Raw genomic sequence first — 20,868 nt, forward strand, 5'->3', positions numbered from 1 at the left:
GCTCAACTCCTGAGTTGCATCTGTTCTAGTTGTTGTTCGTTCGGGACGAAGACATTGAGTTGGCATGATGCCACACAGTTGTCCTGGTCGAAAATTTTGCAGGCAAATACTGCCATGCCATTGTCCTGAATCACTTTTTCTGCCTGTATATCCAGCAGTAGTCCGCGTTTAAAGCGGGTACATTCGCTGTGGTAGCGGCGGCTGCCAAGCAGAAAGCCAATCGGCGGTTCTGCACCCTGCATCAAGGCATGGTAGCCGGACCAGGCAGCGACCGACTGGGCCATAAACTCTATCCCAACGTAGCTGGGTACACTGTCTGATTCGGCATTAAAAAACGGGTTATTTGGGCCTATGGTGACCTGACAATGGACGGTGTCTTGTTGGATATCTACGGCCGTATCGATCAGGATCATCGGATCATCATGGGGCAGCAGTTGGTCAATCGGCGGATAGTTAGTCATGGCTAAGTCCAAAAATAAGGCTGATATTGTTGCCACCAAAGGCAAAAGAGTTGCTCATGATTGCCCGGCCATTGAGTTGCATTGGCTGTTCCAGCAGCTGGATCTGAATATCTTCGCCGGGATTCGCGCAGCCCTGCTGAGGCAACGGCAAATTGTGGCGCAGAATGTGCCAGGCGATTGCCGCTTCTGTGGCACTGGCCGCGCCAAGGGTATGGCCTGTCAGCGGCTTGGTGGAACTGACCGCCACCTGATCGGCAAAAATACGATAAATGGCCTGGCTTTCCATACTGTCATTCAGCGGGGTTGCGGTGCCGTGAGCGTTAATGTAGCCAATATCAGAGCTAATAAGACCGGCATCATCAAGGGCAGCGCGCATCGCTTGTTCGGCGCCAAGTCCTTCGGGCTGTGGAGCCGAGATATGATACGCATCCGAGCTGTCACCGCAGCCAAGCAGGGCGATATCGCTCGGTGACTTACTAAGCAGCATAAAGGCACTGGCTTCGCCGATATTAATACCGTCCCGTTCGCTGCTAAAGGGCTGACACAAGGTTTGTGACAACGCATCAAGGCCATGAAATCCGTTCAGAGTCAGCCGACACAGCGTGTCGACACCACCCACGATGACGGCATCGGCCATGCCGCTTTGCAGCATGCGTTTGGCAGTAATAAACACCCGGCCGCTGGATGAGCAGGCGGTGGATACGGTATAGCAAGGGCCGTTGAGCTGAAACAGCGCCTGGATAAACTGGCTACAATTGGCCAGCTCCTGCTTGCGATAGTGATAATCTGCCGGGAAACGACCCTTGGCTAACTGTTCGGCAAACGCCTGCTCACCATCGGCCATACCTGAAGTGCTGGTACCGACCAATACCGCGACACGGTCAGCGCCGAACTGTTTAATTGCCTGTTGGACGCTGGTTTCAATATCGAGCAGTGCCGACAGCGCCAGGCGGTTATTGCGACTGTCGAATGCACCTAACCTGTTTGGCAGGCTGGCTAATGGATGTGGTATACGGCCGATGACTGTGGTCTGGGCATGGTTGAGCAACTGATCATCCTGCACCATGTTGGCCGGCTGGCTGCCGGCGAGACAGCGATGGATATCCGTATCCTGATAACCCATTGCTGAGTGGAATCCACAGTCCTGGATATAAATTGGTGTCGTTTGTCTGGATAACATGCTGGTTAGTTACGGCTGTATGGGCCCGATTTGGTGATCGAGCGTGATTATAGAGATCTGGTAATTGAGCTGATGATGGAAGAACTCTATTTCTCCCGTCAGACGCTGCGGGTTTGCGTAGCGGATTTCGATTACCGTCTCGCCAGTTTCATTGAATACCAAGCGTCGATTGGCCTCGTCAATCAGTCGCCAGCTTACCGTATTTAATGGTCCTTCCCAAGCGCTTTGCGGCCAGAGCGTGATCATCAGGTTAAACAGGATCTGTTGTGGCTCAGGCAGTTGGCTGGACAGTCCGGCCATAACGTCGCTGTCAATTATCCCGTTTTGGTACTGCAGCGACAGAATCCGCGTGCCCCAGGAAGAAAACCCCGCCAAAATCAGCCCGTGCTGGTCGACCTGCAACTGAACAGGCAACTGCTGCCCGGCGGTTTGTCCTGGCCATTTGGCGCTCAGCAGCTGGCTGGCGGTTAACGAATAGCCCAGTTGACCGGGTGAGGGCAGGGGAATGTGAGTGTCAGGCGCAATCGTTACTTCAGCCTGGCTGACGGTTGGTTGGCTGGCACAGCCTGACAGAAATGTGGCACTGGCTAACGCCAGGGCCAGCAGCCGCATCAAGTTCATTTGCAGCTCCTTTTGGCAGAAGGTTCGTTGATTGCCATCGGCGATAGCAACCAGGCTACCGTGATACCACAAGCCAGAGTCAGGCCAAAGCTGTGGATGGCATGGGTCTGGCTAAGGGCCAGCAGACCAAATGACAACAAGGTGGTGGTGGAAGACAGGGTAATGGCCAGCAGCGTCGACGGACTGCGGGCATTCTCGGCAAAAAACAGCGTGTAATCGATGCCGATGCCCAGGATCAATACCAGTGCCAGCAGATGGAACAGATTCAGCCCCTGGCTGGCAAGGGCTGCGATACCCAGCGCTACGGCGGCGGCGATCACAGATGGCAGAACAATGCGAATAGCATGGCGCAGACCATAGCGCCTGGTCAGCAACAGTGCGATTGCCAGCGTGGCGGCCAACAGCAGTTCCAGCACTTTAGCTCGATACTGGCCAAACAGCTGTGAAATGTCTTCAGTCTTATCAAGATAGAGTATTTGCGCGGCTTGCTCGGCGAACTGTTTCACCTGATCCGGCGATGTCAGTTGTCTAAGCATCACCACGGCCGATACCTGGCCGTCAAACCGGCCGAGATAGAGAAATCGCAGCGGCGCAGAGACGGGGTCGCTTAAGTAACTGGCCAGGCTTTGCAGCTGCAGTTCGCTGCCCGGTTGCGGCGCTTCGGCCAGTCCTAAGGTGTCTGCCAGTGTTTGCCCCTGGGTGAGATAGAGCTGGCGAATTAGTGAGTGGTCACTACGCTGTCTTAGCTGTGATGGATGGTACTGGCTGAGGCTCTGGTAGCCGGCAATGATGCCTTGCTGTTGCCACTGGTCGAGCTTAGGCTGCAGCTGTTCCAGTTGCTGCATCAGCTGTTCATCGTTCTCACCGCTTACCACCAGCATCTGTGGCGAAGACTGCAGCCCGCTCAACTGGGCGATTTGCTGCTCCTGTTGCTTGAGTGAGTCCGGCATCGCCTGCAACTGACGAATATCATCGTTAAAACGGATTTGCGTTAATGCCAGTAGCGCCAGGCCAAGCAGCAGGGCCGGCAATCCGCGCTGGTACAGGGGCTGCTGCCAGCGGCTCAGCCAGCCGTTAAGCCAGCTTGCGCCGGGAAGCGAGCGAGGCTTACCCGGGGCGTGCGCCAGTAGTGGGTACCAACACACCACGGTGGCGTAAGCTGCGGTCAGTCCAAAGGCGGAAAATAATGCCAGTTGTTGCAGGCCAGGGAAGGGGGCCACCAGTAAGCCCAGATAACCGATAAGGCTGGTCACCAGCCCCAACGTGATGGCGGCCAGCACATGATGCAGGCCGGCGATCGGCTGCCATTTTTGGCCCGCAGCCAGACGATCGGTCAGGTAATGAAAGGCATAATCGATCGAGACGCCGATCAGGCTGGTCCCGAATACCAGGCTGAACAGGTGAATACGACCGAACAGCGCCAGAGTGCAGCTCAAGGCGACCAGACAGCCAACGGCGACAGACAGCAGAGCCAGCCATAACGGACTGAAGGAACGAAACACCAGCAGTACCAACAGCACGATGCCCGCCAGCGATACCGCGCCTATGGTGCTGATTTCCTGTTTGGCGCTCCGGGTGCCGAAATCGGCATAAAACAGTACGCCAGTACGAAGCATGTCGACCTGAAACTGTTGCGCCAGTTGCAGCTGCCAGCGATCGACCAGGGGGACCAACTGCTGCGAGTGCATGCTGTATGGGGAATCGGTCAGCCGGGCAGACATCAGCAGGTAGTGACGGCCGGCCTGCTGCTGAACCAGGTAACCGTCTTGCAGTTTAAACTGGCCACCCAGCTCGCCGAGTTGGGCTAAGTATTCGCGAAACAGCAGAAATGGGTCCTGGCTTAGCTCCTGACCGGTTACCCCGGCAAACGGATTGTAGACCTGCTGCAGTGCCAGCTCGCGCTGATGTTGCGGTTGCTGGCTCAGACGCTGACGCTGGGTCTCGGTGAGCTGCTGGAAGCGTTGTTCGAAATAGTGACCTGACCAGGTACTCTGTTGCTGAGGTGTGATTTTACCGCTGACTTCAGCGAAGTAACCACTTGCTGACATGTTAGCCTGCAATTGTTTTGCCGCGCTAAACAGCGGCTCGGTTTGTTCACTGCTCAGCAGAAAGACGACCTGATCACTGACACTCTGGCTGACCTGACCGAACGCCCGCTCGGCCAGGGGATTTTGCTGATCTGTGGGCAGCAGTTTAAGGATATCGGTTTCAATCGGCATCCGCTCGGCCAGCCAGGTATGTTTCACCAGCAGGGCGGCACAGAGGGTCACGATCACCAGCCAGGCCAGCGCCAGGAGGCTATGGCCGCGGCCGGTCAGGTTAAAAGTTGAAAAGCGCTTGCTCGGCATCGGACAGCTGTTCCGGTTGATGAGTCTGGTGGCTGAAGCTGAGTTCGGTAATATCACCGCGCAGCTCTTCCAGTGTCAGCGAATCCACTTCTTCTTCCCCGCTCAACTGAATAGTGCGAAATACCTGGTTAAGGGGCGCGGTCTTAGGCGTCAATGTCAGGTGCCACTGAGATTGCCCGGTGCTCAAATCCAAGGTGAAACTCTGCTCCAGCTGCGCGGTGTCACCGCGAAATACCGCCAGAAAAATGCGGCTGAAATAAAACGCCATCGGGTTTTGCTCGGCGGTGATCACTTGCGCAGGCTGACCTTCGACGGACTGGCGCAGTTTGTTTTCGGTCAGCACCAGATCCACCGCAAACGGGTTCTGCTGCTGCCAGAGCAATCCTTTTTCCTGGTGCAGGGTAAACTGGCCTGATGACTGCAGCGGCTGTTTGAACATGGCAATTTTGCGCAGTTGGCTGAATTCGCCGCGAACCAGCGGATACTGGGAGAGCTGTTGTTGCAGTGTGGCGAGATCGGTGACCGCCGCCCAGCTTATCGACGGCAGTAGTGCCACGATCAGCAGCAGTTTTTTGATCATAACGTTGACTCCCCATGCTGGTGCCAGTGATTGACTTTGTCGATCAGAACTTCCGGCGACGCGAAACACATCTCCTGACTCTGCTGACAGACGGCCACCTGCAGGGTGTGCGCTTTGCTCATCCGCTGTCCGCTCTCCGCATCCAAAATCAGGTAGTCGACCCGCAGGCGGTTTTCCCACTCGGTCAGTCTGGCCTGCACCCGAATCGCATGGTTGAAGGGAATCGCTTTGACGTATTTGACCCGGGTATCGATGATGGGCCACATGTAGCCGGAGTCATTCATCGCCCGATAGCCATAGTGGATCTTTTCCATCAGTACCCGCCGGGCTTCCTCAAAATAGCGGAAATAGTTGCCGTGGTAGATCACCCCCATAGGATCAGCATCCTGGAAAGAGGTGACCATAGTCACTTCAGCTTCGAGCGGGAAACGGACGGATTCCATCAGTCATCCTCCGGATAGAGAGGCCAGTGACGTTGCTGGATTCGGCTGACGAAGTGGCGCAGATCCGCTTCCAGTGGCCGGTCCTCGACGACAAATTCAAACTCGGTCATGACGGCATCGCAAATCATCTTTAGATTGTCACTCATGTGGTGCAGATCCAGTTCTTTGTGTCGGCGGCGAATTTCAATCGCCTGGGTGCTGGCCAACAGCGAGGCCGCCGCAACCTGTTCGGTCAGCTCCAGTACCCGTAGACAGTCACGTGCCGCTATGGTCCCCATACTGACTTTGTCCTGGTTGTGGCACTCGGTTGAACGGGAAAAGACGCTGGCGGGCATGGTCTGCTTGAGCGCTTCTGCGGTCCAGGCAGAGATGCCAATCTGCACGGCTTTAAAACCGTGATTGATCGGCTTGCGAGCCCCTTCACTGCCGGTGAGGTTAAAGGGCAGACCGTTGTTGAACTTGTAGTCCATCAACTGCGCCATCTGGCGGTCGAGCAGGTCGGCCAGATTGGCAATGGCGGTTTTCAGGGTATCCATCGCCATGGCGATATGACCACCATAGAAGTGGCCGCCATGCAGCACCCGTTCATTATCACCATCGATGATCGGGTTGTCGTTGGCGCTGTTGAGCTCATTTTCGATCATCTGGCGCAGCCACGGCAGTGAATCCTGCACCACGCCGATCACGTGAGGCGCGCAACGCAGCGAATAACGATCCTGCAGGCGATCACTGTTGCGAGGTGGCTTGTCGGCGTTAAGATCATCACGCAGCCAGCGCGCGATCTGCTGCTGACCAGGGTGCGGTTTAACCGTAAACAGCGCTTGGTCGAAGTGGAAATCATTGCCGTGCATCGCCAGTGACACCATGGCGGTGATCTTGGTGGAAAGCTGGGTCAGATATTCGGCGCGTTTAAAGGCCAGGCAGGCCAGTGCCGTCATCACCGAGGTGCCGTTCATCAGCGCCAGGCCTTCTTTCGGCTTCAGCTGGATAGGCTCGATCGCTAGCTCGGCAAACACTTCCGCGGTCGGGCGGATATCACCCTGATAGATCACCTCACGCTCGCCGATCAGGCAGGCAGCCAGATAGGAGAGCGGAGTCAGGTCACCACTGGCGCCGACGGAGCCTTCCTGCGGAATGCGCGGGGTAATGTCCTGGTTGATCAGGGTGATGATCTGTTGCAGTAACGGATGTGAAACGCCGGAGACGCCCTGGGCCAGTGAACAGAGGCGGGTAGCCAGCACAGCACGCGCCTGCTGATGGCTGAGGATTTCCCCCAATCCACAGCCGTGAAAACGGGTCAGGTGCAGTGGCAGTTCATCCACCAGCTGCGGAGGAATCGCGACGGTACAGGAATCGCCGTAGCCGGTAGTGACGCCGTAAATGACCCCTTCTTCCTTGAGCAGGCGCTCCAGAAACGCTACGCCACGATCGATCTTGGCGGTAAACTCCGCGGATGAATTGAGCTCGGCACTGGCGCCGTTTGCGATGGCGACCACATCTTCTATGGTCAGGCGTTGTGCGCCAAAAGTAATCCTATTGTCCGTCATGTTCGTCTTGTTGTTCCGTTAAGGTCCAGAAATTAAAGAAATTATACCATTGTAGCGGGGCTTGCAGGGTATAGTGTTGTAACCGCTGCGCATAGCGCTGGACCACCTGCTGTAGCGCCTGCTGCCGGGTCTGGCGCGGTAATGTGATCTCGTCGCTGAAATGCTCAAAGTAGACTTCAAAATGCGCGGCCCGGCTTTGATCGTCACGCAGGCCAAACAGCAGATACACCGGCGCCTTGAGAATGCTGGCCAGCATAAACGGCCCTTGTGGGAAAGGCGCCGGCCTGCCGAGAAAATCAGCCCATACCACCCGGCTCTCTTTGCTGGTGGAGGTGCGATCGCCGACGATTACCACCCATTCACCCTGCTCAATCTTCTGCTGCAACATGATTGCGGTGTCGGGGCCAATGTGACTGACCTGGATCAGGTTCATTTCCGAATTGGGGTTAACCGCTTTCATCACCGCGTTGAACTGTTCAGCGTGTTCGGTAAACACCAGCGCGTTGATCTTAATACTGCTGTGGCGACGGCTTAGCGCCCGGCAGAGTTCAATATTGCCTAAGTGAGAGCCGAGGATCACCACCCCCTGCTTGCTCTCGGCCATCTGGTTGAACAGTTGTTGGCCGTGAATGGTCAGGTTGGCGGCGCTGAAATCGCCTTTCCACGCGGCCAGTTTGTCCAGCATGGTGTGGCCAAACGAGAGCATATGGCGGTAGCTGGTCAGGTTGTCCGGCACTGGCAGTTGCTGCTCGCTGGTAAACCGCTTGAGTTGGTCAAGATAGTGTTCCGAAGCCTGGCGGGCCTGGGTAGCCGTTAGGTGATAGTAACCCATCACCGGCGTCAGCAGCAGGTTAAAGACTCGTCGGCCCAGCAGGGTATAAACTGCCAGTAGCAGTTTGATACCAATAATGGTGCCACGCTCTTTACGCTGGGACCAGTGCTCGGCCGACTGATGCCCGCGATGGCGTGCCAGCAGAGCGGGAATGCGTGGTAGCATGCCGAAAAACAGCCGGGTGTGCATCCAGCTGATCTTCAGATTATCCCACAGTGCATCAAAGTGGGAGATGCCGTTTTCCGGATAGATCACCCGAGTGTCTACAAAATCGATATCGATCCCTTGCCAGTACATGCGCACTAAGATTTCGATATCGAAGTCCATTCGCCGTCCCAGCTGGGCGTGGTTGATGACGCGCAGCGTCGGCGCCAACGGATAGACGCGAAAACCGCACATGCTGTCTTTGATCGCCAGCGACAGGGTTTCTATCCATACCCAGACGTGGGTGGCGTAGCGGCCGTAAAGACGGGCTTTCGGCACGCTGCTGTCATAGACCGGCCGACCCGAGATCAGCCGTTGCGGTTGCTGCTGAGCCGCTTCTATCAGTGCCGGCAGTGCTTCGACATCGTGCTGACCATCGGCATCAATCTGGATCACGTGGCTAAATCCCAGCTCGGCAGCCCGGCGCATGCCAGCCATCACGGCGCCGCCTTTGCCCTGGTTTTCTGCAAGTACCAGTAAGTGAACCTGCGGAGGATTCTGTAAGCTGCGTAAAGTGTTGCGGGTGTCATCATTGCTGCCGTCGTCCACCAGCAACACCGGGTAAGGGTGATCCGACAGAGAGTCGAGCACGCCTGCAACGGTTGCGCCGTGGTTATAGCAAGGGATCAGAAAGCAGGGGTTAAATTCAGTCACCGGCGCCACTCAGCTTCATTTTGCCGGAGGAGTGGACGACCTGCTGGTCGCCCCGCTGTGAGGTATAGCGGAAGCTCAGCTTGAGTTTGTCCTGGTCCCAGTCCAGCGTCAGAGTGATTTCAGCGCCGGGTAGGATAGGCTCCTGAAACTTGATCACTTCCATTCCGTTAAATTGATCCGGTACACCGAGCTTGGCAACGGCGTAATACAGCGCCCAGTCGATCTGAGTGACCCCGGGCAACAGCGGAAAATGACTAAAGTGCCCCTGAAAATCATACAGATCGCTGTCGACATGCAGGCGCAGGCTGGCGTGGTCTTGTGCCACTTCGCTCGTGATTAAGGTCGGTTTGCGTTTTTGCATACGCTCTCTATCGTTACTTGTGTTGGAACAGTTGTTCAATCACCGCGACCTGACGTTTGCCCTGGCTGTTAAGCGGTATCTCTGTTACTAGTCTGAATTGACGCGGCACCGCAACGGGCTCCAGCCACTGTCTCAGAGTTTTACGCAGTAGCAACCAGAACGGTCCTTTGCCGATCTCGGCCAGCTTCTGTTGTCCGCTTTCGGTTAACACCAGTGCGGCGACCAGCACGGTTCGGTTGCCTTGTTGCATAGCAATGACCGCATTGTCAGCGACCCATTGCAGTTGTTCAAGTCGTTTTTCGACTTCCTGCAGAGAGATGCGCTTCTCTTCAAGTTTGACAATTCGATCGGTTCGTCCCAGCAATTCAAACTGTCCGCTGCCATGGAACCGGCACTGATCGCTGGTCTGATACCAGTCTGCCAGATTGATATGCGGTGCCCGCAAGCGTATACACTGCTCGGCATTTAATTCCGCTTCCACACCGGGAAACAGCTGCCACAATGGCTGGGCGCAATTTTGCTGCCGGTAGGCGATTCCGCCGGTTTCAGTACTGCCGAACACTTCTATCGGGTAGTGACCAAACAGCTTAAATGCTTGCTCAGCACTGGCGGGTTGCAATGGCCCGCCGGAAGAAAACAATGTTGCCAGCTCCGGGCTGGCTGATTCCTGGGTTAAACGCTTCAGTAATGCCGGGCTACTGACTAGCGCGCACTGTGGTCCGGCACGTGCGATCACTTGTTCGGGAAATTCTATATTGTCACAGCTAAATGGCCGAGCGGCACACAAAGGCCAGAGCAGGCGGAATAACAGGCCGTAGATATGTTGATGCGAAACGGTACTTTCGATATGGCAGCCCGCCAGCTGTTTACCCCACAGTGCCTGCAAGATGGACAGTTCGCTGTCGAGCTGGCTGAGAGTTTTTTCGATCGCTTTGGCTTTGCCGCTGGAACCGGAGGTGTAGAGCACAATCTGGATCTGATCGAGATCCAGCGGCTCGAACCGCATTGCTGCCGGATTCTGCGCGGCGGCGCGGATATCCTGACAGCTGATCTCCGGCTGCAGCTGACGCTCGCTGTCGGTGAGTAGCAGCTGATACTGATCCGCTAACTCAGTCAACGCGCCTGACTGGTGGTTTCCCGGCAACACCAGCGTTTTACCGCTGTGGCAGAGCGCCACAAAGCCGACGGCAAACAGATAGCTGTCGTCGGCGCACAGCGCGACACGGTCCACATTGCAGTCGGCCAGCCAGCCGCACAATGCGGCGACATCGTGCTGGAACTGTTGCCAGGTAAGGAGCTGTTGACCCTGGTAGGCGACCGGGTGATTTACCGGTCTGTCGGCGGTCATCAATCCAGCCAGAGAACGATAGGTCTGACTGACGAAATTTATTTTATTGGGCGTGTCTGCGAACATATTGCCTGACAATCCACTCGATGAAAAACAGCGCCCCTGCCAGCAGATAGCTGATCAGGCCGTTATATAGCGTCCAGGTGGCCAGAGGCTGAAAACAGGTATACAGGGCGATACTGCCGTTAATGATGAAATAGCCGCACCAGACTTTGGTCACGGTGCGGGTATAACGAACGCCACTGGCTGGAAGATCAGGTTCCTGCAGCCGGGCAAGCCTTTCAATGATGGTGCGGGGTTGCCGCAAACTGTAGCCGAACAGCACCAGCATGCCCAGGTTGACCACCACGGGATAGAAGGTGAGCCAGCCGTGACTGTCGAACAGTATCCCGAGCAGGATCAACCCAACTCCGGTAACTCCGGTGAGCCGGGCCAGCTGTTTCAGTTCTTCGATTCGACTCTGATTGCCCAGGCTTATCCGCAGCACAAACAGAACAATCAGCAAGATACCGATAGCCGGCAGACCGAACTGCTCCAGTCCAAAATAGATGAAAAAAGGGTAACAGAGCAGGGCTAGGGCAGAGACTCCGGCTAACCAGCGCGGCATTAGTCCGCCTTGAGCAGATCCGCCACAGCCTGAACGACATCGTTCACTGTGCGTACGGCTTTAAACTCGTCCGGTTGAATTTTTTTACCGGTTGCTTTTTGCAGGTACACCACCAGATCTACGGCATCAATGCTGTCCAGATCCAGGTCCTGGTACAGGTGCGCATCTAACACGATCTCTTCCGGAGCGATTTCGAACAGCTCAACCAGGGCTGTCTTTACTTGTTCAAATATCTGTTGTTGATTTACTTCTGTCATAGCGATCTGACCATTATTGACTACGTTGAGACGAAATAAAGTTTGCCAGATTGGCAACGGAAGCGAAATGCTGACGGGTATTGGTGTCATCAGCGTCGATCACTACCTGATATTTTTTCTTGATAGCCAGACCCAGTTCCAGGGCATCGATCGAATCCAGTCCGAGTCCATCACCAAACAGCGGTGCATCGGTTTCGATGTCTTCGACGCTGATGTCTTCCAGGTTGAGGGCATCAATTATCAGTTGTTTGATTTCTTGTTGAAGTGTTTCCACAGTAGCCTACTTTGTACTAATCGTTGATAGAAATATTATTGATTTATCGGAAATATTGCTTCCGCCAGGTGTTGATTTAACTTTCTGGCGGCCAGTGTCGGACTATTGGTTTGCTCGACAAAGGGTTGCACCGCAATCTTACCCTTAACTTCGACATGGAAAAAGGGTTTAGTTTTAGGAACTTGATACCATTTCATCTGTTTGGTTAAAAAGCTGGGCGAGACACGAATATGCACCACGCGCAGATCGCGTTCGGTGCGGATGGCGATCTGCGCCGCGCCGCGCTGCAGATTGGAATCCATCCCCGGAGTGGTCCGGGTGCCTTCAGGAAAGACCAGCAGCACGTTGCCGCGTTCAAAGCGGCGGTTACACTGGTCGATGAGATCGTCCGGTGCTTCATTGGGGATGTATCCGGCGGCCTGAACGATATGCTTCATAAACGGATTGGCCCAGATGGCCGACTTTACCAGGCAATCGCACTGCTCAAGCGTGGAGGCGATCAGCACATAATCGATCAGGCTGGGGTGGTTGGCGACGATCAGACAGTTGCGATCTTTCGCCAGCGTCTCGGCGCCGATAATTTGATAGTCGATAGCGCCGGTATATTTCATTAAATTGCAGAACAGGTGAAAGCTTTGACCGATAAGTTTTTGCACCCGGTATTCACGTCGGGTGCTGTCTCGGTAAGCCAGCCGTATTAGCGGCAGTAAGATAAAACTCAGCACCAGGCCGCCCAAGCCGAACACGGTAAAACAAAAACCGGTGGCGAACACTCGCCAGTATTGATTGAAATTCATCGCCGTTGCCATTCCCAGCCCAACCGATCTTGATTCAGCTGCCAGCGTTTTGCATCACCGAGATAGTGGTGGAGAAACTGCAGTCCAGAGGGCAAGAGTTCATTTGGGTTGCCTGTGCTGGTCTGGGTGATTTGGCAGTCATCGCCGTGTGACAGCACCAAGCCTAGCGCGTAGCTCTGATACTGCTGCTGTTCGAAAACCTGATAGACCTCGGGGAGTGGCTCATCAAAATCGACCAGCAAAACTCTGTCTTGCGGATGTTGATCTAGATACAACCAGGCGTCCGTCAGTCCGCTGTGGAAAGAATTTTCTGCGGCTGCGATCGAAGTCACAGGTATCGGCTGTTTTCCGGCGATGGTCGCCAGTCCGGCAGCAGTATTATGCACCGACTGGGAAAACGCCATTGGGGAGGCATCGTCACCGGCCAGAATTGACTCGACAATTCCCACGCTACGGTGCAGCTCGCCATGTCGGCTGGAAAAAACGGCATACTGGCACTGGTATTGCTCCAACAGTGACAGAGCAGTCTGAACCGCCAGTTTACTCAGGTTGCTCATCCGTCTGCGCATCATGGCGGGAATACGGCTGACATCCGCCGTTCCCTGCTCGGGCCACTGACCAGAGGTGCGCCACTGCAGCCAGTCCTGCTGGCTATTGAGCCCGTTGGACAGCGCCTGGCAGGCTTCAATCCGGAATTGGAGTTGGAGGGATGATTCAGACATAAGCTATTGATTTGTTTCCTTGTAAGCTAAATACTATCGGTTAGTTTGAATACAGTTTCTAAAGGCATATTATGAACAAGCTCAAGCTTACTCTGTCAATGGTTATCGCATTACTGCTGGTCGGTTGTGGCCGTGTGCAACCCATCATGGAAGTTGAGAATACTCCAGTCGCATACCAACTTCAAAATGAGCAAGTGAAAAAGGCGATCGTCACCGCGGCGACCAAACGAGGCTGGATAGTCAATGAAATAAAGCCGGGCATGTTAAAAGGGTCAATTACGGTACGCAGCCACTTTGCAGAAATAAATATGCCTTACAGCAACAAATATTACTCAATTCATTACGTTAAATCAGTAAACCTGAAAGCGGATGATGGCAAAATTCACCGCAACTACAACCGTTGGATCAATAACTTAAACATTGATATTCAACGACAACTGGCTTTAGTTGCTACACAGCAGTAACTCTTACACAATCAGGTTTTGATGATGGACCATAGTTTCGACCCCTATAATGCACTGGAGGCAAAAACAGCAGCACAGCAGCTGTCGTTTGCCCCGATCGTTTTTCACACCGCCCGCACCCTGCGTGATACCGGAATATTGGCCGTGCTGGACCAGGCTGGCGAAGCGGGATTGCCACCGGAGCAGATAGCGGCGCAGACCGGCGTGTCTGAATATGGCGTTAAGGTGTTGTTAGACATGGCTGTCAGTGCGCATATCGTACTGTGGCAAAAGCCCCATTACGTATTGGCCAATCTCGGTCATTTTTTGCTTCACGATGGAATGACTAAAGCCAATATGGATTTTACCGCCGACGTCTGTTATGCGGCGATGATGCACCTGACCGAAGCGATAGAGCAGGGCAAACCGGCCGGGCTGAAAGAGCTGGGCGACTGGTCTACCATCTATCAGGGCCTGTCCCGCCTTCCCGAACAAGCCAAGCAGAGCTGGTTCCAGTTCGATCATTTTTATTCCGATCGCTCTTTCCCGATTCTGTTGCAGAAGCTGTTTGAGTCGCAGCCAAAGCGGATCGTGGATATCGGCGGAAACACCGGCAAGTGGGCCATTCAGTGCTGCCAGTACGATGCAGACGTTAACGTGACCATAGTCGACCTGCCTCAGCAACTGGAAATGGCGATGAGTCACGCGGGGCAACACGGCCTACAACAGCGGATTCACCCGTTTCCGGCTAACATGCTCGACGCCGAACAACGGCTGCCGGAGCAGGCGGATATCTGGTGGATGAGCCAATTTCTCGACTGTTTTGCGCCGCTGGAAATCCTCGATATTTTGCAACGGGTTCGGGCTCAGCTGGGCAGCGACGATCGGGTGTACATATTGGAACTGTTTTGTGATGCTCAGAAATACCCCGCCGCAGAGTACAGCTTAAATGCGACGTCACTTTATTTTACCTGCCTGGCGAACGGTAACAGCCGCTTTTATCGCAGTGATGACTTCCTGGCCATCGTGGAAAGAGCCGGGCTTTCTCTGGTAGAGCGCACCGACCATATCGGTCTGGGCCACACTCTGCTGCAATTAAAACGATGTGAATAACGGTAAACCTTAATTCTATGAACAAACAGAATACTCAAGTAGTGATCATTGGTGCCGGCCCTTCCGGTGCCACGGCTGCGGCGTTACTGCATCAGCAGAATATCGATGTCCTGGTGTTGGAAAAAGCCCAGTTTCCCCGTTTTTCTATCGGTGAAAGTCTGCTTCCGGCCTGCATGGAAGTGGTCGAGCAGGCGGGTATGCTCTCTGCGCTGGATCAGTACGGCTTTCAGTTTAAAAATGGCGCTGCGTTTCGCCGTAATGGGGTGTATAGCCATTTCGATTTTACCGACAAATTCACCGCTGGCCCTGGTACCACTTATCAGGTGCAACGGGGTAATTTCGATAAATTGCTGGCCGACTGTGCCAGTGAGCAGGGCGTTGAGATCCGCTACCAGCACCAGGTGACGGCGATAGAAGTCGGTGAAACCAGCACGCTGCTGTCTGTCGAGTCGGCGGACGGTGAGCGCTATTCAGTCGAGTGTGATTTTGTGCTGGATGCCAGTGGGTTTGGCCGGGTGCTGCCGAGGTTGCTCAATTTGGAAACACCTTCCAGCTTACCGCCTAGAAAAGCGATCTTCAGCCACATTGTCGATAACATCGCCGATGACACAGCCGAATATGATCGTAATAAGATATTAATTTCAGTCCACCCTGAGCGCCAGGATGTCTGGTACTGGTTGATCCCGTTCTCAAATGGCACCTGCTCGCTTGGCGTGGTTGGGACACCGGAATTTTTTGCCGGCTACAGTGAGGACAACTTGACCGCCCTGCAGCAAATTATTGCCGAAGAGCCCGGTCTGGCACGGGTGCTGGCCAGGGCAGAATATCCACATCCGGCCGGTGAGCTGAAAGGGTATTCGGCCAATGTGTCCCATCTGGCGACTGAACGTTATGCACTGCTGGGCAATGCGGGCGAGTTTCTCGATCCGGTGTTTTCTTCCGGCGTGACTATTGCGATGAAATCGGCCCAAATGGCCTGTCAATGCGTGCTGCGACAGTTGGATGGTGAGCCGGTAGACTGGCAACGGGACTACGCCGACCGCCTGATGGTGGGGGTGAATACTTTCCGCACCTATGTTGAAGGTTGGTACGACGGTTCGTTGCAGGAGGTGATTTTTTATCAGCAGCCCAACCCGAAAATCAAGCAGATGATCTGCTCCATTCTGGCCGGGTATGCCTGGGATAGCGCCAACCCCTATGTCAAAGATTCTCAGCGTCGGCTGTCCAGCCTGGCGGAAATTATCCGGGAAATGCCGGCATAATATAGCGGTGCCAGATGGAGGCGTTACGCTTTTCATCTGGCCACTGTTATCGCCGGGTTGTTTACAGTGTAAATCCTTCTTTCAGAGCCGAGATTTGCCGTATCAAAAGGCGATGACCGGTGCCGATATGGTCATCAGTCGAGCGATTTTTTGAACCGTCTTGATGCCACCAGCAAGCCCAGCAGGGTAAATCCCGCCAACCAGACACTGTCACGCCATAGTTCAATTAAGTCGGCTCCTCTCAACACGATGCCACGAATCATTCGCATAAAGTGCGTTGCCGGCAAAGCCTCGGAGATCCACTGGGCGATCACTGGCATCCCTTCGTAAGGGAACATAAACCCGGACAGCAGGATCGACGGCATCAGGATAAACACCGTCATCTGCATCGCCTGTAGCTGGGTGTCTGCGAATGTGGAAATCACCAGCCCTAAAGTGAGACTGGCGGCAATAAACAGCAGAGTACCGAATAATATCTGACTCAGGTCACCGTTGATCGGTACGGCAAAAATCAGGTGTCCCAGGCCAAGGATAATGGTGACCTGGATCAGGCCGACGAAGATATAAGGGATGATCTTGGCTATCATCAGCTCCAGTGAATGGATCGGTGTGGTGATTAACAGCTCCAGGTTGCCACGCTCTCTTTCGCGCACGATGGCTGCACTGGTAAACAGTATCATGGTCATGGTCAGGATAACGCCGAGCAAACCGGGGACGATATTCACTGCCGAGCGGCGACTGGGATTGTACAGTAGTGTGACTTCAAATGTGGGGTGGCGCGGTGCGCTGAGGTTAAGGTCCTTTTCGACGATCGGCATTGCTTTTAATCCCAGAATGGCACTGGCAATCATGGTATCTGACCCATCCACCAGCCATTGGCCAAGCATGGCGCCCCGTTCCGCCCGGGCAAGCAGATCATGCGGCAGGATCAGTGCGGCGCGAATTTCACCTTTTTCAATCGCCCTGGCCGCTTGCTCGGCGGTGGTATAATGCTGCTCCACATTGACCACCTGGGTCACTTTCACGGATTCGGTAACCAGGCGGCCATAGGCGGTCTGACTCTGATCAACGACGCCAACCGGGATATTGCGCACATCGGTGTTGATGGCAAAGCCAAACAAAATCAACTGGATCAGTGGAATCATCACCACCATGGCGAACGTCACCCGGTCGCGGGCCAACTGGCGGAACTCCTTGAGCATCACGGCACGGATACGAAGCAAAGAGTTCATTGGCGGTGGCTCCCGGTGACGGTGACGAAGACATCCTCCAGGCTGGGGCGCGCCAGGCTGATCTCCGCTTGGGCCAGTTCGGGCAGCTGCTGTTTCAGCCAGCCGATCGGGTCTGAGATTTCACGATAGATTAACACCCGCAACCGTACGCCCAGTTGAGCGGCGGAACGAACCTCGGTGAGTTTCAACAGGGTTTCTTTCAGTCGGCGCAGGTGCTGGGCCTTAACTTCCACCACATTGACGCCCATCTGCTGCATCAACTGCTCCGGTTGGTCGTCAGCACGAATTTCACCGGCATCCATAATCGCCAGCCGATGGCAACGTTCGGCTTCATCCATATAGTGGGTGGTCACCAGTATGGTGGTGCCCTGGGCGGACAAATCGAACAGCTGTTCCCAAAACTCGCGCCGGTTTTCCGGGTCCACCGCTGAGGTGGGCTCATCCAAAAACAGCAGTTCCGGGTTATGCATGGTGGCGGCTGCCAGGCCTAAGCGCTGTTTCTGACCACCACTTAAGCTGGCTACACGCTGGCTGCGTTTGGAATCCAGGCCATAGCTGTGCAGCTGCGCTTCACAGCGCTGCTTGAGGGATGCGCGGTTTAAACCAAAAATCTGGCCGATAAACTGCAGGTTTTCCAGTACGCTGAGGTCATCGTACAGCGAAAATTTCTGCGTCATATAACCAATTTTCAGCCGCAGCAATTCAGACTGACGCGGGATATCCAGCCCCAGAACCTGAATCTGACCGCTGGTGGGTTGCAACAATCCGGTCAGCACCCGAATCGTGGTGGATTTACCACAGCCGTTGGGGCCGAGGAAGCCGTAGATACTGCCTTTGGGGACGCGTAGGTTAATCCCTTCGATCGCGGTAAAGTCGCCAAATTGTTTGCTGACATCCCGGGCATCGATGGCGTAGTCCGTCATAACCGCTCCTATGGTAAATCGACTTGTGCAGGTATCCCGCTTGGCAACTCGGCCGCGGCGGGTGGCAGGTCGATCTCCGCCAGATACATCAGGCGTGCTCGTTCGTTTTCTGTTAATGCATAGTAGGGAGTAAAAGAGGCCTCACTGGATACCCAGCGTACCTGGCCGGTAAAAGGTTGTGAAATGCCATCAACATGAACCTGAACGGTCTTACCCGGCAATAGATGTACTCTGTGAGGCTCTGGCACATAGACGCGGGCATAAGGCGCATCGCCGGCGAGTACGATGGCCAACGTGGCGTTGAGTGGCACCCGCTCGCCCAGGTGGTAGGGTAGGCTATCTAGCAAGCCATCCTGTGTGGCGACTATCGTCAGTTCACGGAGTTTTTGTTGTTGCAGGGCCACGTTTGCTTCGGCGGCGGACAACTCGGCCTGAGCCTGTTCAATCTCCTCAATGCGAGCTCCGGCAGTCAGCTTAGTGAATGCTTGCTGGGAGACTTTAAAGTCAGCCCTGGCACTGTCCCGCGCCGCCAGTGCAATGTCGACTTCTGCCTGGCTGATCAGTTTTTGCTTTAGCAGATCCGCTTCGCGACGATACGCGCGCTCGGCTTCGGTCAGTTGGGCCCGGCTACGCTCCACTGTGGCCTGCGCCATGGCAATGTCTTCCGGCCGCTCACCGTTCACCAGTTTTGCCAATGTCGCCTGGGCACGGGCCAGGTTGGCCTGCGCCTGCGCTAATATCGCTTGTTGACTGGTATCGTCCAAACGCACCAGTACATCACCGGCGCTGACCTGGCTGCCCTCTTTGACCGGTAACGCGCGGATAATTTCACTGCTGGTCGCCAGCAGCGCGATACGATTGCGTTCTATGGTTCCGAGTGCCTGAACCCGGACGTCATCGCTACAGGCCGACAGCCAGAGCGTCAGTACTAGCATCACTACTTTTCGGGCCATAGTCTGTACTCCGTTAGGTTGAGCGTGCGATGTCGTTTTCACAGGGTGGGGCTGACTGATTTAAGTGTATGCTGACCAAGCAGGATTTACCCAGCTCTACCATAAGGTTGAGATATGTCCGGCAAATTTTTCACCGGACCTGTCGGGCGGGCAAAGCGATAAAAATTGTTTCTACCTTGTGGCTAGCTGCTGGCGGCCAGTGATTTATCCAGCGCGGCTTTCAGAGTTGGCCGGCTGCTAATCCTGTCACGGAAAGCGGCCAGGTTTTCCGGCAATGGCTGTTCAAACATTGTGGCCCAGTTGAGAGTATGAGCCAGCAGCAGATCGGCAATGGTGATTGTATCGCCGGTCAGAAATGGCGTGGCTGGTAAACGCTTGGAAGCAACGGCCGCTGCTTGGGCAAATTCCCACGCCGCGATAGGGCGGATCTCCGCCAGACGTTTGTCTGCTGGCAAGGCAAACTTATGCTTCCCCATAGTCCAGAGTGGTTGCTCCAGCTCGGTAATGGTAAAACTGACCCAGAAATGAAGTTGGGCCGATTCAGGGCTGCCTGGCGCCGGCATCCACTGATCGTTACCGTACTTCTCTGCCAGGTAGTACATGATGGCACTTGATTCACTCAATACGACTTCACCATCTCGAATGACCGGCACCTTGCCACTTGGATTCATTGCCAGAAACTCGCCTGAACGGTGTTCGCCTTTGGCAAAATCGATAAAGTTAAACTGCCAATCCAATCCGAGCTCTTCCAGCAGCCAGGACACTCTCAGCGCCCGGCTTCGCGCTACGCCATACAGTTGAATCATTGTACTTTCTCCTTAACTTTTGACAGGATGGGGACAGCTCCATTATGCATCAGATTTATCATTAATCCATTTGTTCGATGCAGTAATGCTGATCGGCCAGGGCCAAAAGCAGTTGCTGCGCCCTGCTGGCGTCAGACAGTATCCACTCGGGTACCTCTTGAGGTAAAAGCATAACAGGCATGCGGTGATGGTAATCCAGACATGCACCGCTGGCTTCGGTCGTTAGCGTGACCAAGCGGTTATCCGCCGTGGCGATACCGGCCATATAGCCGATGGGTTGATCGGAAGGACGAAACAGAAATTTGTGTTTTTTATTTTCTCGCGCCTGCCATTCGTACCAGCCACAACAGGGCACCACGACCCTGTGTTGTTGAAAGGCGGCGTGAAAAGTAGGTTTAACCGCGACGGTTTCTGCCTGGGCGTTGATGATCAGTCTTTTTGCCCATTCGGGCTGGATACCCCACTGCAAATCCTGCTGAATCAGTGCCCCATGGCTGCCTGCCAGCGAAGATACGCTTTCGCTGGGTCGCAGATCCCGGTTGGTTTTAGTGTGAAATTTCAGCCCGAGTTGCTCCCACACCGCCTGACTGACGGGATCATCAATCACGTTGAGTCGTCCGCACATAACAGTTTTCCACCCTGGTTGGCTGCTGGCTTAGTCATGTTCCAGTTTAGTTGCTCTCAGGTATTTCACTCACACTCAATGCGAAATAAATAACTGGCGCTAAGGGCTTAATTTTATAGGCGGTGTTTATGATTGAAGGTGGATTAATAATTAAGCGCAGCGGTTAAACCGTACCGGGGTTCCATTTAACTCTTAACAAGATAACAAAAACGGCCGCTTTACCAGGTGTCACCTGTTTTACATCTCAATTATTTATTTTACGATAAAGTGTAAAT

At 54.5% G+C, this 20,868-nt stretch carries 23 protein-coding genes; 3 read left to right on the forward strand and 20 right to left on the reverse strand.

What is annotated here, in order from left to right:
- Positions 1-2 precede the first annotated feature (2 nt).
- The 15 genes from ACQY6F_RS09045 to ACQY6F_RS09115 are packed head-to-tail and all read right to left on the reverse strand — an operon-like array spanning position 3 to position 13,236.
- A complete protein-coding gene (locus ACQY6F_RS09045) occupies positions 3-461 on the reverse strand; it encodes a hotdog family protein (protein WP_428773789.1) in 459 nt (152 codons plus the stop codon).
- Positions 454-1,641, reverse strand: coding sequence for a beta-ketoacyl-[acyl-carrier-protein] synthase family protein (locus tag ACQY6F_RS09050; RefSeq protein ID WP_428773790.1), 1,188 nt, complete (start codon positions 1,639-1,641; stop codon positions 454-456). Before ACQY6F_RS09050 ends, ACQY6F_RS09045 begins: the two co-directional genes overlap by 8 nt.
- Before the next feature lie 9 nt (positions 1,642-1,650).
- Entirely contained in the window at positions 1,651-2,262 is a 612-nt protein-coding gene (locus ACQY6F_RS09055; protein WP_428773792.1) for a DUF3261 domain-containing protein, read from the reverse strand.
- Positions 2,259-4,610, reverse strand: a complete 2,352-nt coding sequence (locus ACQY6F_RS09060) for an MMPL family transporter (protein ID WP_428773794.1) — start codon at positions 4,608-4,610, stop codon at positions 2,259-2,261. Before ACQY6F_RS09060 ends, ACQY6F_RS09055 begins: the two co-directional genes overlap by 4 nt.
- Entirely contained in the window at positions 4,582-5,190 is a 609-nt protein-coding gene (locus ACQY6F_RS09065; RefSeq protein WP_428773795.1) for a LolA family protein, read from the reverse strand. Before ACQY6F_RS09065 ends, ACQY6F_RS09060 begins: the two co-directional genes overlap by 29 nt.
- On the reverse strand, positions 5,187-5,633 hold the full coding sequence (locus ACQY6F_RS09070; RefSeq protein ID WP_428773797.1) for an acyl-CoA thioesterase: 447 nt from the start codon (positions 5,631-5,633) through the stop codon (positions 5,187-5,189). The genes ACQY6F_RS09065 and ACQY6F_RS09070 overlap by 4 nt, the downstream gene beginning before the upstream one ends.
- Positions 5,633-7,180 (reverse strand): HAL/PAL/TAL family ammonia-lyase, encoded by a 1,548-nt coding sequence (locus tag ACQY6F_RS09075; RefSeq protein WP_428773798.1) that lies wholly within the window; start codon positions 7,178-7,180, stop codon positions 5,633-5,635. Before ACQY6F_RS09075 ends, ACQY6F_RS09070 begins: the two co-directional genes overlap by 1 nt.
- Complete coding sequence (locus ACQY6F_RS09080) at positions 7,167-8,870, reverse strand: glycosyltransferase family 2 protein (protein WP_428773834.1); 1,704 nt, start codon at positions 8,868-8,870, stop codon at positions 7,167-7,169. The genes ACQY6F_RS09075 and ACQY6F_RS09080 overlap by 14 nt, the downstream gene beginning before the upstream one ends.
- Positions 8,863-9,231 (reverse strand): 3-hydroxyacyl-ACP dehydratase, encoded by a 369-nt coding sequence (locus ACQY6F_RS09085; RefSeq protein WP_428773800.1) that lies wholly within the window; start codon positions 9,229-9,231, stop codon positions 8,863-8,865. The genes ACQY6F_RS09080 and ACQY6F_RS09085 overlap by 8 nt, the downstream gene beginning before the upstream one ends.
- 13 nt (positions 9,232-9,244) lie before the next feature.
- Positions 9,245-10,621 (reverse strand): AMP-binding protein, encoded by a 1,377-nt coding sequence (locus ACQY6F_RS09090; RefSeq protein WP_428773835.1) that lies wholly within the window; start codon positions 10,619-10,621, stop codon positions 9,245-9,247.
- Position 10,622: 1 nt separating this feature from the next.
- Positions 10,623-11,186 carry a hypothetical protein gene (locus tag ACQY6F_RS09095; RefSeq protein WP_428773801.1) on the reverse strand — a complete coding sequence of 188 codons (564 nt, stop codon included), beginning with the start codon at positions 11,184-11,186 and terminating at the stop codon, positions 10,623-10,625.
- On the reverse strand, positions 11,186-11,443 hold the full coding sequence (locus tag ACQY6F_RS09100; protein ID WP_428773802.1) for an acyl carrier protein: 258 nt from the start codon (positions 11,441-11,443) through the stop codon (positions 11,186-11,188). The genes ACQY6F_RS09095 and ACQY6F_RS09100 overlap by 1 nt, the downstream gene beginning before the upstream one ends.
- Before the next feature lie 13 nt (positions 11,444-11,456).
- A complete protein-coding gene (locus ACQY6F_RS09105; RefSeq protein WP_428773804.1) occupies positions 11,457-11,717 on the reverse strand; it encodes a phosphopantetheine-binding protein in 261 nt (86 codons plus the stop codon).
- Between the two features lie 35 nt (positions 11,718-11,752).
- Positions 11,753-12,526, reverse strand: a complete 774-nt coding sequence (locus ACQY6F_RS09110) for a lysophospholipid acyltransferase family protein (protein ID WP_428773806.1) — start codon at positions 12,524-12,526, stop codon at positions 11,753-11,755.
- Positions 12,511-13,236, reverse strand: a complete 726-nt coding sequence (locus ACQY6F_RS09115) for a beta-ketoacyl synthase chain length factor (RefSeq protein WP_428773808.1) — start codon at positions 13,234-13,236, stop codon at positions 12,511-12,513. The genes ACQY6F_RS09110 and ACQY6F_RS09115 overlap by 16 nt, the downstream gene beginning before the upstream one ends.
- 71 nt (positions 13,237-13,307) lie before the next feature.
- Here ACQY6F_RS09115 and ACQY6F_RS09120 point away from each other — a divergent pair, with 71 nt between their 5' ends.
- The 3 genes from ACQY6F_RS09120 to ACQY6F_RS09130 are packed head-to-tail and all read left to right on the forward strand — an operon-like array spanning position 13,308 to position 16,054.
- Positions 13,308-13,700, forward strand: coding sequence for a hypothetical protein (locus ACQY6F_RS09120; RefSeq protein WP_428773810.1), 393 nt, complete (start codon positions 13,308-13,310; stop codon positions 13,698-13,700).
- Positions 13,701-13,721: 21 nt separating this feature from the next.
- A complete protein-coding gene (locus tag ACQY6F_RS09125) occupies positions 13,722-14,792 on the forward strand; it encodes a methyltransferase (RefSeq protein ID WP_428773811.1) in 1,071 nt (356 codons plus the stop codon).
- Between the two features lie 17 nt (positions 14,793-14,809).
- The gene (locus tag ACQY6F_RS09130) at positions 14,810-16,054 is read left to right on the forward strand and encodes an NAD(P)/FAD-dependent oxidoreductase (RefSeq protein WP_428773813.1); all 1,245 of its coding nucleotides are present in this window, start codon (positions 14,810-14,812) and stop codon (positions 16,052-16,054) included.
- A gap of 134 nt (positions 16,055-16,188) precedes the next feature.
- Here ACQY6F_RS09130 and ACQY6F_RS09135 read toward each other — a convergent pair whose 3' ends face one another.
- The 5 genes from ACQY6F_RS09135 to ACQY6F_RS09155 form a co-directional block, all read right to left on the reverse strand.
- A complete protein-coding gene (locus tag ACQY6F_RS09135; protein WP_428773815.1) occupies positions 16,189-17,286 on the reverse strand; it encodes an ABC transporter permease in 1,098 nt (365 codons plus the stop codon).
- The gene (locus tag ACQY6F_RS09140) at positions 17,283-18,209 is read right to left on the reverse strand and encodes an ABC transporter ATP-binding protein (protein WP_428773816.1); all 927 of its coding nucleotides are present in this window, start codon (positions 18,207-18,209) and stop codon (positions 17,283-17,285) included. The genes ACQY6F_RS09135 and ACQY6F_RS09140 overlap by 4 nt, the downstream gene beginning before the upstream one ends.
- An 8-nt stretch (positions 18,210-18,217) precedes the next feature.
- Complete coding sequence (locus ACQY6F_RS09145) at positions 18,218-19,162, reverse strand: HlyD family secretion protein (protein WP_428773818.1); 945 nt, start codon at positions 19,160-19,162, stop codon at positions 18,218-18,220.
- Positions 19,163-19,344: 182 nt separating this feature from the next.
- Positions 19,345-19,968 (reverse strand): glutathione S-transferase family protein, encoded by a 624-nt coding sequence (locus ACQY6F_RS09150; protein WP_428773820.1) that lies wholly within the window; start codon positions 19,966-19,968, stop codon positions 19,345-19,347.
- 61 nt (positions 19,969-20,029) lie between these two features.
- Positions 20,030-20,593, reverse strand: a complete 564-nt coding sequence (locus tag ACQY6F_RS09155) for an SOS response-associated peptidase (protein WP_428773822.1) — start codon at positions 20,591-20,593, stop codon at positions 20,030-20,032.
- Between the last annotated feature and the right edge of the window lie 275 nt (positions 20,594-20,868).

This window comes from Vibrio sp., from assembly GCF_050299255.1.
Classification (GTDB): Bacteria; Pseudomonadota; Gammaproteobacteria; order Enterobacterales; family Vibrionaceae; genus Vibrio.

Excerpts from the sequence above, each read along its gene's own strand:
- ACQY6F_RS09145 (WP_428773818.1), bottom strand. The coding sequence starts at position 19,162 with ATGGCCCGAAAAGTAGTGATGCTAGTACTGACGCTCTGGCTGTCGGCC.
- ACQY6F_RS09110 (WP_428773806.1), bottom strand. The coding sequence starts at position 12,526 with ATGGCAACGGCGATGAATTTCAATCAATACTGGCGAGTGTTCGCCACC.
- ACQY6F_RS09135 (WP_428773815.1), bottom strand. The coding sequence starts at position 17,286 with ATGAACTCTTTGCTTCGTATCCGTGCCGTGATGCTCAAGGAGTTCCGC.
- ACQY6F_RS09155 (WP_428773822.1), bottom strand. The coding sequence starts at position 20,593 with ATGTGCGGACGACTCAACGTGATTGATGATCCCGTCAGTCAGGCGGTG.
- ACQY6F_RS09100 (WP_428773802.1), bottom strand. The coding sequence starts at position 11,443 with ATGACAGAAGTAAATCAACAACAGATATTTGAACAAGTAAAGACAGCC.
- ACQY6F_RS09060 (WP_428773794.1), bottom strand. The coding sequence starts at position 4,610 with ATGCCGAGCAAGCGCTTTTCAACTTTTAACCTGACCGGCCGCGGCCAT.
- ACQY6F_RS09130 (WP_428773813.1), top strand. The coding sequence starts at position 14,810 with ATGAACAAACAGAATACTCAAGTAGTGATCATTGGTGCCGGCCCTTCC.
- ACQY6F_RS09070 (WP_428773797.1), bottom strand. The coding sequence starts at position 5,633 with ATGGAATCCGTCCGTTTCCCGCTCGAAGCTGAAGTGACTATGGTCACC.
- ACQY6F_RS09055 (WP_428773792.1), bottom strand. The coding sequence starts at position 2,262 with ATGAACTTGATGCGGCTGCTGGCCCTGGCGTTAGCCAGTGCCACATTT.
- ACQY6F_RS09115 (WP_428773808.1), bottom strand. The coding sequence starts at position 13,236 with ATGTCTGAATCATCCCTCCAACTCCAATTCCGGATTGAAGCCTGCCAG.
- ACQY6F_RS09085 (WP_428773800.1), bottom strand. The coding sequence starts at position 9,231 with ATGCAAAAACGCAAACCGACCTTAATCACGAGCGAAGTGGCACAAGAC.
- ACQY6F_RS09045 (WP_428773789.1), bottom strand. The coding sequence starts at position 461 with ATGACTAACTATCCGCCGATTGACCAACTGCTGCCCCATGATGATCCG.
- ACQY6F_RS09075 (WP_428773798.1), bottom strand. The coding sequence starts at position 7,180 with ATGACGGACAATAGGATTACTTTTGGCGCACAACGCCTGACCATAGAA.
- ACQY6F_RS09095 (WP_428773801.1), bottom strand. The coding sequence starts at position 11,186 with ATGCCGCGCTGGTTAGCCGGAGTCTCTGCCCTAGCCCTGCTCTGTTAC.
- ACQY6F_RS09050 (WP_428773790.1), bottom strand. The coding sequence starts at position 1,641 with ATGTTATCCAGACAAACGACACCAATTTATATCCAGGACTGTGGATTC.
- ACQY6F_RS09120 (WP_428773810.1), top strand. The coding sequence starts at position 13,308 with ATGAACAAGCTCAAGCTTACTCTGTCAATGGTTATCGCATTACTGCTG.
- ACQY6F_RS09065 (WP_428773795.1), bottom strand. The coding sequence starts at position 5,190 with ATGATCAAAAAACTGCTGCTGATCGTGGCACTACTGCCGTCGATAAGC.
- ACQY6F_RS09125 (WP_428773811.1), top strand. The coding sequence starts at position 13,722 with ATGATGGACCATAGTTTCGACCCCTATAATGCACTGGAGGCAAAAACA.
- ACQY6F_RS09140 (WP_428773816.1), bottom strand. The coding sequence starts at position 18,209 with ATGACGGACTACGCCATCGATGCCCGGGATGTCAGCAAACAATTTGGC.
- ACQY6F_RS09150 (WP_428773820.1), bottom strand. The coding sequence starts at position 19,968 with ATGATTCAACTGTATGGCGTAGCGCGAAGCCGGGCGCTGAGAGTGTCC.